Source organism: Bacillus sp. PAMC28748, assembly GCF_014250415.1.
Classification (GTDB): Bacteria; Bacillota; Bacilli; order Bacillales; family Bacillaceae; genus Bacillus; species Bacillus licheniformis.
On record NZ_CP060192.1, the window covers coordinates 1,604,628 to 1,622,505 of the forward strand.

Genomic DNA, 17,878 nt, shown 5'->3' on the forward strand with positions numbered 1-17,878 from the left:
AGAATGGGAAACACATTTTACCCGCTGACACATGCTCAAAGGCGAATTTGGTACACGGAAAAGTTCTATCCCGGTACAAGTGTTTCAAATTTGAGCGGCTTTGGAAAATTAAAATCTGCATCCGGAATCGATTCCGGGTTATTGACTGAAGCGATTCGCAAGTTTGTTCGTACGAATGACACGATGCGATTCAGGCTGATGTTTGAAGGAGAGGATGAGCCGAAGCAGTATATAGCGGAAGACGAACCTTTCCAAATTGAATATTTTGATGCTTCAGAAAGCGGAGGAGCAGACGGCGTTCTTAAATGGGGACAAGCTGAGGCGCGCCGGCCCCTGCCTTTGTATGACAGTCCGCTGTTTAAATTTGCCGTTGTTCGCATTAGTGAAGAAGAAAGCTGGTTTTTTGCAAAAGTTCATCATATCATTTCCGACGGCATTTCTATGACGATCCTAGGCAACCGGATTACAGATATTTATTTGAAGCTTGCCAAAGGGGAAACCGACCTTGAACCTGTACAGTCATCATTTACGGAACATATCCAGAGCGAATTGGAGTATGAAAATTCGAAGCGTTTCCAGAAGGATAAAGCATATTGGAACGCACAATATGAAGCGATTCCGGAGCCCGTATCGTTAAAAGCGAGCGATACGTATCAGATCCAATTGGATGCAGCCCGCTTTTCAAAAGAGATTTCCCCTGACCTGTATAAAAAAATTCAAACGTATTGTAATGAACACAACATCAGTGTACTCTCCCTGTTCCTATCCATTCTGCACATCTATATGCACCGGGTAACCGGACAAAAAGACGTCGTTCTCGGAACATTTATGGGTAACCGGACAAATGCAAAAGAAAAACAGATGCTCGGGATGTTTGTGTCGACGATTCCGATGAAAGCCTCCATTGAAGTACACCAAGACTTTAGTGCATTTGTGCAGGAAAGAATGAAGGACCAGCTGAAAATCATTCGGCATCAAAAGTATCCGTACAATCTGCTGATTAATGATTTGCGGGAAAGACAGCCGCATGTCAGCAAATTGTTCGCCGTCTCACTGGAATATCAGGTTATGCAATGGCAGCAAAAAGAAACGGTGTCGTTTCTTACCGAGCCGATTTTCAGCGGCAGTGAAGTAAACGATATTTCCATTCATGTGAAAGAGAGATGGGATACCGGGACGCTTGCGATTGATTTTGATTACAGGGAGGAGCTTTTTACTTCGGAAGAAATGGCCGTGTTATATGAACGGCTGATGACGCTGCTTGAAGATGCCCTGCTGTCTCCGCAAAAAACAATCGCTGAACTGGAGATTGTTCCCGCTTTTGAAAAAGAGCGGCTGTTAAAGCGTGCATCAAGCCAAACCATTGCATATGACAAGAACATGACCCTGCACGGTTTATTTGAACAAAAAGCAGCCGATCATCCCGAAAAAACAGCGGTTGTATATGAAGGACAAAAACTTTCGTACCGGGAGTTGAATGAACAATCGAGCCGCTTGGCAATGGCGCTTCGGAGAAGAGGCATCGGGCCTGATGCTCCGGCTGCGATAGTGATGGAGCGGTCAGAGCGGGTCATCACGGCGATGATGGGCGTTTTGAAAGCCGGCGGAGCTTATGTACCGATCGATCCTGGATTTCCGGAAGAAAGAATCCGTTTTATGCTGGAGGATTCAAAGGCGAAAGCGGTTATCACAGACAGCGGGCTGACTTTTGAAACGGCTGAAACGGTGCAGTTCAGCGAAGCGCTTTCTGAATCGCGGGAAAACGGCTATCCGTCTTCAGCGGCAGGCGCCGGGCACCTTGCATACATCATTTATACTTCCGGTACAACGGGCCGTCCAAAAGGCGTCATGATTGAACACAGGCAGGTCCACCACCTTGTCAGAGGACTTCAACAGGCCGTTGGTACATACGATCAGGATGATTTGAAACTGGCGCTTCTGGCTCCATTTCATTTTGATGCTTCCGTTCAGCAGATTTTTACGTCTCTATTGCTCGGGCAAACGTTGTACATCGTACCGAAAAAGACGGTTTCCGACGGACGCGCTTTATCGGATTATTACCGCCGGCATCAAATCGATGTGACAGACGGTACACCGGCACATTTGCAGCTTTTGGCTGCGGCTGATGATCTTTCAGGCGTCAAATTGAGGCATATGCTTGTTGGAGGAGAGGCTTTATCAAGGGTTGCGACGGAAAGGCTGCTTCAGTTATTTGCAGAAACAGCTGAATCCGTGCCTGCTGTTACGAATGTTTACGGACCGACGGAAACTTGTGTGGATGCCTCTTCTTTTACGATTACAAACCGCACAGATCTTCAATACGATACGGCCTATGTACCGATTGGCCGGCCGATAGGAAATAACCGTTTTTATATTTTGGATGAAAACGGCGCACTCCTTCCTGATGGCGTCGAAGGGGAATTGTATATTGCAGGAGACGGAGTCGGGCGAGGCTATTTGAACTTGCCTGACATGACCAGAGACAGGTTCTTGAAAGACCCGTTTGTATCCGGAGGTCTCATGTATCGAACAGGGGATACTGCACGTTGGCTTCCTGACGGTACAGTTGATTTTATCGGCCGAAGAGACGATCAAGTGAAAATCCGCGGCTTCCGGATCGAGCTTGGCGAGATAGAGTCGGTGCTGCAAGGAGCCCCTGCTGTCGAAAAAGCAGTTGTCCTCGCGCGGCATGAAACCGGCGGCAGCCTTGAGGTTTGCGCTTATGTCGTTCCGAAACAAGGCGGAAAGATTCACATTCAGGGACTGAGGGAGCACTTATCCAAACACCTGCCTGATTATATGATCCCTTCCTGCTTTGTCGAGCTTAATGAAATACCGCTGACGGCAAGCGGAAAAGTCGACCGGAAAGCGCTGCTTCGCCATGAGGTGTCTGTCAGCGGGACTGCAGAATATGCGGCGCCGAGAAATGAATGTGAAGAAAAAATGGTGGGTATATGGCAGGAAGTGCTCGGAGCTGAACAAGTCGGAATCCACGACCAGTTTTTTGATCTGGGCGGCCACTCTCTCAAAGCGATGACCATGCTGGCAAAAATTCATAAAGCTTTCGGAGTCGAAGTTCCGTTGCAAGTCCTATTTGAAAAGCCGACAGTAGCGGCGCTGAGCGGCTTTGTTTCTGAAGCCGAGAAAGACGGATTCGCGGTAATTGAACCGGCGCCGGAAAGTGACGATTATCCTCTTTCATTGGCGCAGCAGCGAATCTATATCGTCAGCCAGCTGGAGGGTGCCGGAGTCGGCTACAATATGCCGGCCGCGGCGATGCTTGAAGGCACTCTTGACTCTGGGCGCCTTGAAGCTGCTTTTCAAAAACTGATTGATAGGCATGAGGCGCTGCGTACTTCGTTTACAGTTGTGGATGGCGAGCCGAGGCAGACCGTTCATCAAAGGGTTCAGTTCAAGATTGAGAAGGTTAAGGCGGAAGGCAAGCCGATCGAACAAATCGCGAAATCATTTGTCCGCCGCTTTGATCTCGCCAAAGCTCCGCTGATGAGAGCGGGTCTCGTCAGCCTTGCAGACGGCAGACATCTGCTGTTGTTCGATATGCATCATCTCGTATCTGACGGCGTGTCGATTTCGATCATATTGAATGAACTGGCCGCGCTGTATAACGGGGAGGAATTGCCGGAGCTGCGTTTGCATTACAAAGATTATGCCTTCTGGCAAAGGGCGCAAGCACAAGAAGGCTTTCAAAAAGAAGAGGCCTATTGGGAAAGCATGTTTGCCGGCGAGCTTCCCGTACTGCAGCTGATGACGGACGAGCCGAGGCCGCCTGTTCAAAGCTTTGAAGGAGACAGGGTATCCGCAGTCCTGCCAAAAGACCTGAAAGAAAAATTAGCCGTGCTGGCAGAGCAAAACGGCGCGACATTGTACATGGTCATGCTGTCTGCGTACAACATGCTTCTTGCAAAGTACTCCGGGCAGGAAGATGTGATCGTCGGGACGCCGGCGGCCGGCCGCAGACATTCCGATCTGGAAGGAATCATCGGCATGTTTGTCAATACGCTGGCGATCCGTTCAAAAGTGGACCCGGGCAGAACGTTCGCAGACTTCCTGAATGATGTAAAGAAAACGGTAATCGATGCTTTTGAGCATCAGGATTATCCGTTTGAGCGGCTTGCGGAGAAGTTTGGCGCATCGCGCGATTTAAGCCGTCATCCCATCTTTGACACGATGTTTATTTTGCAGAATGCATGGGAAGACATTCCGCTGCTCGGCGATTTGCACCTCTCGATTTATGAAACGAACTTCAATATTGCAAAATTCGACTTGACGCTGCAGGCAAAAGAAGAGCAGGGAGAATTGATACTCGATTTGGATTACAGCACGAAGCTGTTTAAAAAAGATACGGCTGAAAGGATGCTGAAAGCATACTTGAACCTTCTGGAGGACATGGCGGCTGATCCGATGCTCAGGATCGGCGAGTACAGCCTTTTGACAGAAGAAGAAACGAATCGCCAGCTCGTCGCGTTCAACCCCGCGACAAGCGATTATCCGCGGGAGAAAACGATCGTTCAGCTATTCGAGGAACAGGCTGCAGAAAGAGGCGGTTATCCCGCCCTGCAATTTGAAGACAAAGTATGGTCATATGATGAGCTCAATCGGAAAGCGAACCAATTGGCAAGGCGCCTCCGCGAAAGTGGCGTGCAAGCCGGCACGACGGCGGCCATTCTTACGGCCAGGTCGGCTGAAATGGTCATCGGCATTCTCGCTGTGCTGAAAGCCGGCGGGGCTTATGTGCCGATCGATCCCGATCATCCGGAAAAGCGTGTGCAACATTTCTTCAAGGACAGCGGAGCGGCGGTTCTTTTAACGCAAAAGGCGATGAAGCCGCTCGCTGAGGCGGCGGAATTTGGCGGCGACATCCTATTTGTTGAGGATGAAAACCTTTATATGGGAGATGCGTCTGATTTGCGCCTTCCGATTTCTCCGGAAGCAATGGCAAATCTAACGTACACATCTGGAACGACAGGGACGCCGAAGGGCAATATGGTCTCTCACCGGAATATTTTGCGTACTGTAAAAAACGCGAATTACTTGGAAGTGATGGAATCCGATATCGTTCTTTCGATTTCAAATTATGTGTTCGACGCCTTTATGTTTGATGTGTTCGGTTCATTGCTGAACGGCGCCAAGCTGGTGATAGCTCCAAAAGACACGATTCTTGATATGAGCCGGCTCGCACATGTACTCGAAAAAGAAAAGATTACGATTTTAATGATCACGACCGCATTATTCAATCTGCTGACAGACATGCGGCCGGACAGTTTGAAGGGACTCCGCAGGGTTCTGTTCGGCGGCGAACGTGCATCTGTCGATCATGTCAGAAGAGCTCTGAAGACAGTTGGCAGAGGGCGGCTGCTTCATATGTACGGTCCGTCTGAGAGCACGGTCTTTACAACCTACCATCCAGTCAATGAAGTGCCGGACGATGCGCAGGCTATACCGATCGGAAAGCCTGTCAGCAATACGGAGGTTCTGATTCTTGATTCATTCAGCAATGTACAGCCGGCAGGGGTTGCGGGAGAATTATGCGTCGGCGGAGACGGCCTTGTCCGCGGCTATTTTAACCGCCCTGAACTGACGGCTGAAAAGTTTACGGCGCATCCGTTCAAAACCGGCGAAAAGATTTACCGGACGGGTGATATGGCGAGATGGCTTGCCGACGGATGCCTCGAATTTATCGGTCGGATTGATCATCAGGTCAAAATTCGCGGACAGAGAATCGAGCTGGGCGAAATCGAGCATCATCTCCTAACGCATGACATGGTTCAGGAAGCCGCTGTTCTTGCTGTTGACACCGGGGCGGGAGATCAAATGATCTGTGCATACTTTACGGCTGATCAGGAGCTTTCGAGCCAAGAGCTTCGCCGACATGCGGCAGAAGGTCTGCCAGGCTATATGATCCCGTCTGTGTTTATGCAGCTTGATGAGCTTCCGCTCACAGGCAATGGAAAGATCGACAGAAGGGCGCTGCCTGAACCGGATATCGCGCAGGCCGCGCAAAAGGAATATACGGCGCCAAGGAGCGGCACAGAAGCGCAGCTTGCCGATCTTTGGCAGGAGGTGCTCAATGTACCGAAAATCGGTGTGCATGACAATTTTTTTGAACTCGGCGGACACTCTTTACTCGGAATGACGCTCATCGCCCGCATCCAGCAAGAGATGAATGTTGACCTGCAGCTGAAAGACTTGTTCCAGGCGCCGACAATCGAAAGCCTGGCCCAGGCGGCGGCAAAATCTGAGAAAAAATCTGCCGTTTATATTGAAGCGGCGCCGGACCGGGAAACGTACCCCGTTTCGTCGGCGCAAAAACGGCTGTACGTTCTTCAGCAGATTGAAGGCGCTGAGAAAAGCTATAACATGCCGGCCGTTCTCCAACTTGAAGGAAAGCTTGACCTGAAGCGCCTGGAGTCTGCCGCGCAAATGCTGATCAAGCGCCATGAAGCGTTCTGCACGACGTTTGAAATCAGGAACGGCGAACCTGTTCAGCGGATTTGGGAAGCTGCGGAATTGACCATTGATGTCATCGATGCAGATGAACAAGAAGCGGAAAAGCTGATTAAAGAGTTCATCAGGCCGTTTGATTTAACAAAGGCTCCGTTATTTAGAATGAGCATCATACGTGTCACGGAAGAAAAACATCTTTTGCTTGTCGATATGCATCATATCATTTCAGACGGCGCTTCCGTCAGCGTGCTGATCGATGAGATGACAAGGCTTTATGCGGGAGAGGCGCTTGAACCGCTGAGGATTCAGTATAAAGACTATGCTGTATGGCAGCAGCACTTGCTCACTGAACGGCACAAAATGCAGGAGGAATACTGGCTCAAGGAGCTTGACGGCGAACTGCCTGTTTTGACGCTCCCGACAGACTATCCGCGTCCTTCTGTTCAAACGTTTGAAGGAAGCCGTATCAGCTTTTCTCTGAAACCGGAGCTTGTCCAGCAGCTCAGAAGACTGGCCAAGGAAACGGAAAGCACTTTATACATGGTGCTCGCTGCCTCATACAGTACGTTTTTATCGAAACTGAGCGGACAGAGCGAGGTCATTTTCGGCTCTCCGGCTGCCGGGCGGCCGCATGCAGATTTGAGCCGTATCATCGGCATGTTTGTCAATACGCTTGCGATAAGAACGCGTCCTGAAGGAGACAAGCCGTTTTCTGCATTCCTTGAGGAAGTAAAAGAAACGACGCTCGGCGCATTTGAGCATCAAGATTACCCGTTTGAAGAACTGATCGAGAAGCTGAACATCCAGCGCGACATGAGCCGAAACCCGTTATTTGATGCCGTCTTTTCAATGCAAAATGCCGATTTGAAAGACTTGTCAATGGAAGGAGTCACACTTAAACCGTATGATTTTGCCCATCAGACTGCGAAATTTGATCTGACGTTGACAGCGGCGGAAGAAGACGGACTTCTCGTTTTTGAAATGGAATACAATACAGCTCTCTTTAAGCGCGAATCGATCAAACGCTGGAGCGGGTACTGGGTCAACCTGCTCGAAGCGATTGCCGAAAACCCGGATGCAAGCCTTTCAGACCTTTCGCTTCTGGATGAAGCCGATAAACGGCGGATCTTGTACGAATGGAACGAAACAGTTCTCGACGTGCCGCAGAACAAAACAGTCCATGAGCTGTTCGAAGCGCAAGTCCTCCGCACGCCTGACCGCGGGGCAGCGGTGTACAACGGCGTGCAGTGGACGTACAAAGAGCTGAATGCGCGCGCCAACCGTCTGGCCCGGCTGCTGATCGAAAAAGGGGCCGGCCCTGAACAGCGGGTTGGGATCATGGTGAAGCCTTCGCTGGAAATGGCGGCCGGCGTGCTCGCGATTTTGAAAGCGGGAGCGGCCTATGTACCGATCGACCCCGGCTATCCGGCCGAGCGGATCGGATACGTACTGAAAGACAGCGGTGCAGAACTGCTTCTGACGCAAAGCGGATTAACGATGCCGGACGCATTTACCGGAGAAGTGATCGATTTGAATAGAGAAGCCTCCATTCTGGCCGGCGAGCTTTATCCCGAGGATGACATCAATCCAAGCGCAGAGGCTCAGTCTGACAACCTGGCATACTTGATTTACACATCGGGCACGACAGGCCAGCCGAAAGGCGTCATGGTCGAACATCAATCGCTCGTGAACTTGTGCTATTGGCATAACGATGCATTCACGGTCACCGAACAGGACAAAAGCGCGAAATATGCCGGCTTCGGCTTTGACGCTTCCGTCTGGGAGATGTTCCCGTACTGGATCGCCGGAGCGGAGCTTCATATCATCGATGAAGCGATCCGGATGGACATTACGCGTTTGAATGAATATTTCGAAGAGAACGGGATTACGATCACGTTCCTGCCGACACAGCTGTGCGAACAGTTCATGGAGCTCGACAACCAGTCGCTGCGCGTGCTGCTTACTGGCGGAGACAAGCTGAAGCGGATCGAAAAACGGAACTACACGCTCGTCAACAACTATGGGCCGACGGAAAACACAGTCGTTGCGACGAGCACAGCAATCGATCCTGATGAAGGCATGCTTTCGATCGGAAAGCCGATTGCCAATACGCGGGCGTATGTGCTTGGACAAAACAACGAAGTTCAGCCTGTCGGCGTCGCTGGCGAGCTGTGCATCGCCGGCCGCGGGCTTGCGCGCGGCTATCTGAACAAGCCGGAGGAAACGGCGAAGCGTTTTACGGAAGACCCGTTTGTGCCGGGCGAGCGCATGTACCGGACAGGGGATGCGGTCAAATGGCTGGAAGACGGGCGGCTTGAGTACATCGGCCGGATCGACCAGCAGGTGAAAATCCGCGGCTTCCGGATCGAGCTTTCTGAAATTGAAGTCCAGCTCGCGCGGCTCTCTGAAGTTCAGGAAGCAGTCGTCACCGACATCGAAGACGCCTACGGCAACAAAGCGCTGTGCGGCTATGTCGTTGCGGACGAACAGCTTGATACAGAAAGCCTCGCCCGTAAGCTGGGGCAGACGCTTCCGGACTACATGGTACCGGCGTATTGGGTGCAGCTTGATGAGCTTCCGGTTACGGCGAACGGAAAAGTCGACCGAAGGGCGCTGCCTCAGCCTGACGTCGAAGCGCAGACAGCTGAATACAAAGCGCCGCGCACAGAAACGGAACAGCTGTTGGCAGACATTTGGCAGGATGTTCTCGGCATAGACCGAATCGGAGTCACGGACAATTTCTTCGCGCTCGGCGGGGACTCGATCAAAGGAATTCAAATGGCAAGCCGGCTTCAGCAGCACGGGTGGAAGCTGGAGATGAAGGACTTGTTTCAGCACCCGACGATCGGGGAGCTCAGTTCTTATGTTCAAGCCGCTGACGCTAAACCGATCGATCAAGGCCCTGTCGAAGGCGAAGTCACACTGACGCCGATCCAGCGCTGGTTCTTCGAACGGAAATTTACGAACGAGCATCACTGGAATCAGTCGGTCATGCTTCACGCCCCTTCAGGGTTTGACCCGGAGCTCGTCGAACAGACATTGGCGGCATTGACAGAGCATCATGATGCACTTCGCATGGTGTATCAAAAGAATAACGGCCGCCTCATTCAATATAACCGCGGGCCGGATGACCGTTCGTTCGCCTTTCGAGTGGTTGACCTGCGATATGTCACCGACATTGAAACGGAAATAGCCGCTCAAGCAAACCGCCTTCAGGCAAGCCTTGATCTTGAAAACGGGCCGCTTGTAAAGGCTGAACAGTATCAGACTGCGGAAGGCGACCATTTGCTGATCGTCATTCACCATTTGGTGATCGACGGCGTGTCATGGCGGATTCTGCTGGAAGACTTTGCATCAGGCTATTCGCAGGCCGCACAGCAGCATGATGTTGTTTTCCCTGATAAAACCAATTCGTTTAAAGACTGGGCCGAAGCGCTTGAGGCTTATGCGCAAACCGAACGCTTCCTTAAAACGGCCGATTATTGGCGCAGACTTGAACAAGAGCGTATTTGTGAGCTGCCGAAAGATCGTGCTGCCGCAGAAAGAAAAGCGGAAAACACCTCTGCTGTTAAGTTTGAATTAAGCGAAGCGGAGACTCGTCTGCTGCTGACGAAAGTGCATGAGCCGTATGGAACGGATATCAACGATATCCTGCTTTCCGCTCTCAGCCTGACGATCAGGGAATGGACGAACGGCTCCAATATTTGCATCAATATGGAAGGCCACGGCAGGGAGGAAATCATTCCAGGGATGAACATTTCGAGAACGACGGGGTGGTTTACCGCACAATATCCAGTTGTTTTAAAAAGCCAAGCAGCGGCAGGGTTGCCTGAGACCATTAAAAACGTCAAAGAAACCCTCCGGCGCATTCCTGACAAAGGAATCGGCTACGGCATCCTTCGCTACTTAACAGACCGGAAAAAAGCCGGTGCAATTTTCTCGATCAAGCCTGACATCAGCTTTAACTACCTGGGACAGATCGACAGGGAGGTGCAGACCGGCTTCTTTGGGCCTTCTCCTTATGATATGGGAAGACAGGTCTCTGAAAGGTCTGAAGCACTCTATGCACTGAGCTTCAGCGGCATCATCAGCAAGGAAAAATTCATCTTGTCATGTTCATTCAATACAGAGGAATATGACAGGCAGACCATACAGGAGCTCATGGACAGATTCAAAGCTTTCCTGACAGCATTGATCGACCATTGTACAGCTAAAGAAGAACGCGAATTTACACCGAGTGATTTTTCTGCCGGCGATCTTGAGATGGAAGAAATGGGCGACCTGTTTGACGTTCTTGAAGAAAACTTGAAATAACCACCGAGGACTTGCCCGCTTGTCAAGCGGGCGAGCCTATGAAAGGGGGATACGATCTTGAGCCAGTTTAAAAAAGAACATGTCCAAGACATATACTATTTGTCACCGATGCAGGAAGGGATGCTGTTTCATACGCTGCTGCATCCGGGGCAAGGCTTTTATATTGAACAAATCAGCATGCAGGTGAAAGGCTCTTTTCAAAAGGATGTATTGGAAAAAAGCATGAATGTCATCATCGGCAGGTATGATATATTCCGAACCGTTTTCGTTCATGAAAAAATGAAACGTCCGGTTCAAGTCGTTTTAAAGGAAAGGTCATTTCAGGCAGAAGAAATTGATCTATCAGGACTTTCTGAAGCAGAACAAAATGAGAGAATTGAAGATTATAAACGAAAAGATAAAGAAAAAGGATTTAACCTCTCAAAAGACATTCCGATGAGAACGGCGGTTTTTAAGAAGGGGCAGGATCGTTACGAATGGGTGTGGAGCTATCATCATATTCTGCTTGACGGATGGTGCTTCGGCATTGTCGTACAGGAGCTGTTCGAAGTATACAACGCGCTCCGTGAAAACAGGCCATACAGCCTCGGGCCTGTCAGACCTTACAAAGAATATATTAAATGGCTCGAAAGCCAGGACAAACAAAAATCGCTGGTCTACTGGGAACATCATTTAGCCGGATTCGAAGGGCAGACGACATTCAGCGAACAGCGGAAAAACCCGGAGCAAGCCGGCAATCAGCCGGAAGAACTGCTGTTTACACTTCCAAAAGAAGATACAGAAGCGTTCACACAGCTAGCAAAAGCGCATCATACCACGTTGAGCACGGCGCTTCAGGCGGTGTGGTCGGTGCTGCTCAGCCGCTATCAGCGATCCCGCGATCTGATCTTCGGTACAGTTGTTTCAGGCCGCCCCGCTGACATTCAAGGTGTCGAGCACATGGTCGGTTTGTTTATCAATGTCGTCCCGAAACGGGCGACCTTTGGCCCGCAAACGACCTTTACGGAGCTGGTCGCTGATTTGCAGAAGCAGGCGCTCGAAGCTGAACCGCATCAATATGTGCCGCTCTATGAAATTCAAAGTCATATAGCAGCGCCGAACTTAATCGACCATATTATCGTTTTTGAAAATTACCCGCTGCAAGAAGCCAATAAACAGCAGAAAGAAAAAAATCTCGGCTTCACAATGGACGAGATCAGCGTTTTTGAAAAATCGAATTATGATCTGAATTTGCTTGCTTCACCGGGTGAAGAAATGATGCTGAAACTTGCATACAACCGGAATATATTCGAACCATCTTTCATCTTGCGGTTAAAAGAACAGCTTTTGACAGCCATTCGCGAGGTCATCAGAGATCCGGAGCAGCCGCTTGACGACATTTGTGTCGTTTCCAAAAAGGAAAAAGAGCGACTTCTCCATGAATTTAACGGTCAAGTCCAACGGAAGCAAATCGGCCTGACGATTCCCCAATGGTTTGAGCAATACGCTGAAGCGCTCCCGGAAAAGCCCGCGGTATCAGCGGCCGGGCGGACGCTGACATATCGGGAATTGAACGAAAAGGCGAACAAGGTCGCGCACCTTTTGCGCAAAAAGAACGTCGGCCGCGGCGAGCCCGTCGCCCTTTTGTTCCGCCGTTCGCCGGAAATGGTCATCGCGATACTCGCCGTCTTAAAAGCAGGGGGCGCCTATCTGCCGATTGACCCGGAATATCCTGAAGCACGGATTCAGTATATGCTGGAAGACAGCGGGGCTGTTTGCATGCTGACACAGGAAGAGCTTGCCGGCCGGGCGGCGTCGCTTTCTTTTCATAAGCATACGATCCTGATCGACGATCCTGCTGTGTCTGCAGAAAGCGGGAGAAACCTCGAAATCGCCGCCGAGCCGGACGACCTTGCTTATATTATGTATACGTCTGGCACAACGGGAAAACCGAAAGGCAATCTGACGACACATGCCAATATTACAAGGGTTGTAAAAGAGACAAACTACATCAGCCTTTCCGAGAAAGACACCTTGCTGTCCCTTTCAAACTATGCGTTTGACGGCTTCACATTTGATCTGTACGGCGCGCTGTTAAACGGAGCAAAGCTGGTGGTGGCCGATCAGGCGACGATTCTCCATATCGGCAAGCTGACAGAAGCGATTCAGAAGGAAAACATCACAGTCATGTTTGTGACAACGGCGCTGTTCAACTTGCTGGTTGATGCGGGAACAGGGTGGATGAAAGGGATTCGCAAAGTCCTGTTCGGCGGAGAGCGCTCATCTGTCAGCCATGTCAAGAAAGCATTTGCTGCCATGGGACCGGACAGGATCATCCATGTATACGGGCCGACGGAAACGACCGTCTTCGCGACGTTCTATCCGGTCAACCGTATGGAAGACAGCGCTGTTTCCATTCCGATCGGCAAGCCGATAAACGAAACGAATGCATACATCCTGACGGAAAATAACCGGCTTCAGCCGATTGGAGCGGTGGGTGAATTGTGTCTGAGCGGTACAGGAGTATCGCGCGGCTATTTGAACAGGCCGGAACTGACTGCGGAAAAATTCGCGCCGCATCCGTTTAACAGCGGTGAAACGATGTACAGGACGGGAGATCTGGCCCGCTGGCTGCCGGACGGCAATATCGACTTCATCGGGCGGATCGATGATCAAGTGAAAATCCGCGGACACCGGATTGAGCTCGGTGAAATCGAAGAGCAGCTGATGCGCTGCCAAGGCGTAAAGGAAGCCGTTGTAACCGCCAGGAAAAGCGGGAACGGGGATGCGGCGCTCACCGCTTATGTCGTCCCGGTGCAGGGAACTGAGGTTGCAAACGAGGAGGTTCGCCGCCAATTGGCGCGGAGGCTACCGGCTTACATGGTGCCGGCTGCGTATATCATGCTTGAAGAGCTGCCGCTTACCGCTAACGGAAAAGTCAACCGACGCCTTCTCCCTGAAGCCGATGGCCGGCCGAATTCAACAGAGCGCCGTGCACCCCGCAATGCTACGGAAGAAAAGCTTGCAGTGATTTGGTCTGAGGTTCTCGGCAGACAGCAGATCGGAATAGACGAGAACTTTTTTGAAATCGGGGGACATTCATTGAAAGCCATGGCCGTCGCCTCCCGGATGCTGAAAGATCTCGCAATCGATGTTCCGGTGAATGTGTTGTTTGAAATGCCCACAATCGAGGGCCTCGCGGCTTATATCGACCAAGGCGGCCATGTGGATGAAGTGAAAAAAACCGTCTTCAATCAGGCAAGCACCCGCCATTTGTTCGCTTTCCCGCCTGTCCTCGGATACGGCATCATGTACGGCAAGCTGGCCGAACAAATGCCGGAATACAGGATTCACGCGTTCGACTTTATAGAAAGCGATGACCGCGCTGTGCGCTATGCAGAAGCCATCTCCGACCTTCAGCCTGAAGGGCCGCTGACATTGATCGGCTATTCAGCCGGCTGCGGACTTGCCTTTGAAGTGGCGCAAGCGCTCGAAAAGAACGGACGGAAGGTCGAAAAGCTGCTGATGATCGACTCATATATGAAGAACGATGTCAGCGATTTAGAAGGGCGGTCAATTGAAGCCGATACGGCCGCCTTGATGGAAGCCAACAAGGACAATGAATATATGAAAATCAAGACGGTTGCCGATGGCATCGCTAAAAAGATGACAGCCTATTATTCTTACTTTGTCAATCTTGTCCATCAAGGAACGGTCAGCTCGGAGATTCATTTGATCAAATCAGAGCACGCAAAACCGCTCCCGGCATGGCTTTCGTTGTGGAAAGAAGGAACGGAGTCTTCATATGATGAATATCAAGGCGCTGGAAGACATGATGAAATGCTTGCGGACGGCTTTGTTAAAAGCAACGCAGATCTCATCAGACAGATTTTGGGCGAACGTGCCGCTGTAATCGGAGGTGCATGATGCATGAACGAGATCATTAAGCAGTTTGGAGCGCCGGCAAGCGGTATGCAGTTGATCTGTTTCCCGTTTGCCGGGGGATATTCGGCATCATTCAGACCGCTTCACGAACATTTAAAAACAGATTTTGATATGCTGGCGATCGAACCGCCTGGACACGGCACAAATCGAATGGCGCTTGTCGACAATTTGGAAAAGCTCGCCGATTTGTATATAGCGGCGCTTAAGCCGCGGCTTTCCTCTCAATTCGTGCTGTTCGGCCACAGTATGGGCGGCATGGTTGTTTACAGGCTGGCGCAAAAGCTTGAACAAGAAGGGATCTTTCCGGCAGCCGCTGTGATATCAGCGATACAGCCGCCCCATATTCAGCGGCAAAAGGTGTCTCACCAAAAGGATGACGCATTTCTCGACCATCTCATTCAGCTTGGCGGAATACCCAAAGAACTGGCAGAGCACAGGGAAATGATGAACTTTTTCCTGCCTTCGTTCAGAGCGGACTACAGAGCGCTTGAGACGTTCTGCCATACCGATCATACGCCGCTTAGATCGCCTGTGCATATTCTGAACGGAGACCGCGATGAGAAATGCATGAGGGATGCGCTTGGCTGGAAAAAGTGGGCGAATACGATCGATTTCCACTATTTCAAAGGCGGACATATGTATCTTTTATCAGAAACGGAACAAGTAGCCGCCAAGTTGAAAACGATTGCCGCGGCCAGCCGCAGTACGGCTGTTCCGACAATGTAAAGAAAGCGGAAAATCGGTGTGCTGCAGCTGCCGATTTTCCGTTTTTTCAGCTTTTTTTCAGCCGATTTTCCCGCCGAACCATCGTCGCCCCAATAATTCCGGCAATGATCATCCCCGTTCCGGCGAAGTGAAACCATTCGAGTGATTCTCCCAGCCATATAATCCCCGCCAAAATCGTCACCAGTGTCGCCAAGTGATTAAACATGCTGATTTTCGCAGCTTCTATTTTTGACAGTGCATAATTTGATAAAAATGATGTCGCAAACGATGACAACACGCCTAAATACAATACCGAAAGAACAAACACCGGATCAGTGAAGGGGGCAAAAAATCCGCTCAGCGTGCCGTCTGACATATGGCTGATTCCGGCGATGCCGTTGAAAAAAAGAAATCCCGCTCCCGTTGTGACATATGTTAATTCAAGCGAGCTGAAGGTTCGCGTCATCTTTCTGGCGAGCACGCTGTAGCCCGCCGATGAAAGCGCCGAAAGCAAAATCAGCGCCGCCCCTCTTAAATCGGAACTTCCGGTGCCTGCACTTTTCATCATAAAGATGCAGGCCACCCCCGCCGCTGACAAGACGGTAAAAAAGAATTGCCGTTTCGTAAACCGCTCATTTAAAAAATAAGCGGCGAATATCATGGTGAAAATCGGGATCGCCGCTTGAATGATTCCGGCTTCAGACGAAGACGTGTAGACGAGCCCGAAAACTTGAAAAGCAAAAAACATGACAGGGTAAAATAATGCTAAAGGCAGCACTTTCAGTGCGTCTTTTATGCTGATGGCGATCTTCACCCATCCGAGCAGAAGGGGAATAAGCGCAGCCAAAAAAGCGACCGTAAAGCGATGGGCCAGAATGTCGACCGGACTCGCTGCAGTGAGAGCCAATTTGACAAAGAAAAAGGAAAATCCAATGATAAAAGCATAGAGCAAAGCTGCCGCATAAGCAGATTTGTTCAAAGTCGATCATCTCCGTTAAAGTATGCATGCAATACAGATATTTTACCGGCTTCTGTCATCTTATACGGAAGCGAAATCTGATACAATACAAAAAAACGGAATCTGTACCGTTACAGATTGGCGAAGGAGACGAACATGCACAAATATGTCGCACTGATGAACGAATTGGAGGATATGATCGAAGACAAATCCTTTCAGGAAGGGGACAGGCTGCCTTCCATCCGCGCGCTGGCCATACGTTTCAAGGTAAGCAAAAGCACGGTCATCAGGGCGTTGAACGAGCTGGAAAGACGGCACCTCATCTATTCAGTGCCGAAAAGCGGCTATTACGTCGTGAAAAAAACGAATCAGCGGCCCAACTCCGGAAAGGCTGTAATCGATTTCGCAGCATCCGCTCCTGATCCGGATGTTTTTCCATACATCGATTTTCAGCATTGCATCAATAAAGCCATCGATACATACAAAAACGATCTGTTTATTTATGGGACGCCGAAAGGTCTGCCGTCGTTAATCCAAGCCGTTCAGAAAGAGCTCGCAAACAGCCAGGTGTTTGCAAAAGAGGAACACATATTTATTACATCAGGCGTCCAGCAGGCCCTCGCCTTGCTCGCTTCAATGCCTTTTCCAAACCGGAAGCGGAAAGTTCTGATCGAACAGCCGAGCTATCATTTATTGATTAAATACCTTGAAGTTCACGGCATCCCCGCGGTCGGCATCGAGAGAACCGCCGAAGGCATCGATATGGACGAGCTGGAGCGCATCTTTCAAACCGAAGATATCAAATTTTTTTATACGATGCCGAGATTCCACAATCCGCTCGGGACATCCTACACGGAACGGGAAAAAACGGCCATCGTCAAGCTGGCGGAGAAATATGACGTCTATATTGCCGAGGATGATTTTTTAGGAGATTTGGAGAATGATAAAAAGGCGGATCCGTTACATTACTATGACATTTCTTCCCACGTTATTTATTTGAAAAGTTTCTCAAAGATTATTTTTCCGGGTCTGCGGGTCGGAGCCGCCGTGCTGCCCGATTCTCTGACAATTGTGTTCAACCGGTACAAACAGCTGCTCGACATTGACAGTTCCATGCTGTCTCAGGCCGCTTTGGAGATCTATTTGAAGAGCGGGATGTTTGAAAAGCATAAGCAAAAGATCCGTTCTTCCTATCAAAAAAGATCATGCCTTCTGCATGATCTGCTAAAAGAATGTTCCGCGTCTCTAGGGGATGTGTTTGAATTTCATCCTCCCGCACAGCCGGCTATCCACACCCATATTGAATTGGACCGGACGATCCCGGCATCCCGTCTGATTAAAAGCCTACAAAAACGGGACGTCCTGCTCGAACCGGTCAACGCTCATTATATGCCGGCTTTTCCAAAAAGAAATCTATTGAAAATCAATACGTCCAATGTGAAGGAAGAGGACATCCGCAGCGGCATCGAGCGGTTGCGGCAAGCGGTGGAAACCGCTTATTTTTAGGGCGGG

The 17,878-nt window shown here is 50.3% G+C and carries 5 protein-coding genes; 4 read left to right on the forward strand and 1 reads right to left on the reverse strand.

Features of this window, described 5'->3' with window-relative positions; translation table 11 throughout:
- The first annotated feature begins 3 nt into the window (after positions 1-3).
- From H7F26_RS08225 to licTE, 3 genes are read left to right on the forward strand one after another with little or no spacing between them, the layout of a single operon-like run.
- Positions 4-10,779: a non-ribosomal peptide synthetase gene (locus H7F26_RS08225; RefSeq protein ID WP_074788390.1), complete on the forward strand. Its 10,776-nt coding sequence runs from the start codon at positions 4-6 to the stop codon at positions 10,777-10,779.
- 57 nt (positions 10,780-10,836) lie between these two features.
- The gene (gene licC, locus H7F26_RS08230) at positions 10,837-14,685 is read left to right on the forward strand and encodes a lichenysin non-ribosomal peptide synthetase LicC (RefSeq protein ID WP_003178834.1); all 3,849 of its coding nucleotides are present in this window, start codon (positions 10,837-10,839) and stop codon (positions 14,683-14,685) included.
- A 3-nt stretch (positions 14,686-14,688) separates the two neighbouring features.
- Positions 14,689-15,429, forward strand: a complete 741-nt coding sequence (gene licTE, locus H7F26_RS08235; RefSeq protein WP_003178838.1) for a lichenysin biosynthesis thioesterase LicTE — start codon at positions 14,689-14,691, stop codon at positions 15,427-15,429.
- Between the two features lie 46 nt (positions 15,430-15,475).
- Here licTE and H7F26_RS08240 read toward each other — a convergent pair whose 3' ends face one another.
- The gene (locus H7F26_RS08240) at positions 15,476-16,387 is read right to left on the reverse strand and encodes a DMT family transporter (protein ID WP_003178840.1); all 912 of its coding nucleotides are present in this window, start codon (positions 16,385-16,387) and stop codon (positions 15,476-15,478) included.
- 135 nt (positions 16,388-16,522) lie between these two features.
- Here H7F26_RS08240 and H7F26_RS08245 point away from each other — a divergent pair, with 135 nt between their 5' ends.
- Positions 16,523-17,872 (forward strand): aminotransferase-like domain-containing protein, encoded by a 1,350-nt coding sequence (locus H7F26_RS08245; protein ID WP_003178841.1) that lies wholly within the window; start codon positions 16,523-16,525, stop codon positions 17,870-17,872.
- Positions 17,873-17,878 lie beyond the last annotated feature (6 nt).

Bases quoted from the DNA above. Each gene is read 5' to 3' on its own strand.
- H7F26_RS08225 (WP_074788390.1), top strand. From the start codon at position 4: ATGGGAAACACATTTTACCCGCTGACACATGCTCAAAGGCGAATTTGG.
- licTE (WP_003178838.1), top strand. From the start codon at position 14,689: ATGAACGAGATCATTAAGCAGTTTGGAGCGCCGGCAAGCGGTATGCAG.
- H7F26_RS08245 (WP_003178841.1), top strand. From the start codon at position 16,523: ATGCACAAATATGTCGCACTGATGAACGAATTGGAGGATATGATCGAA.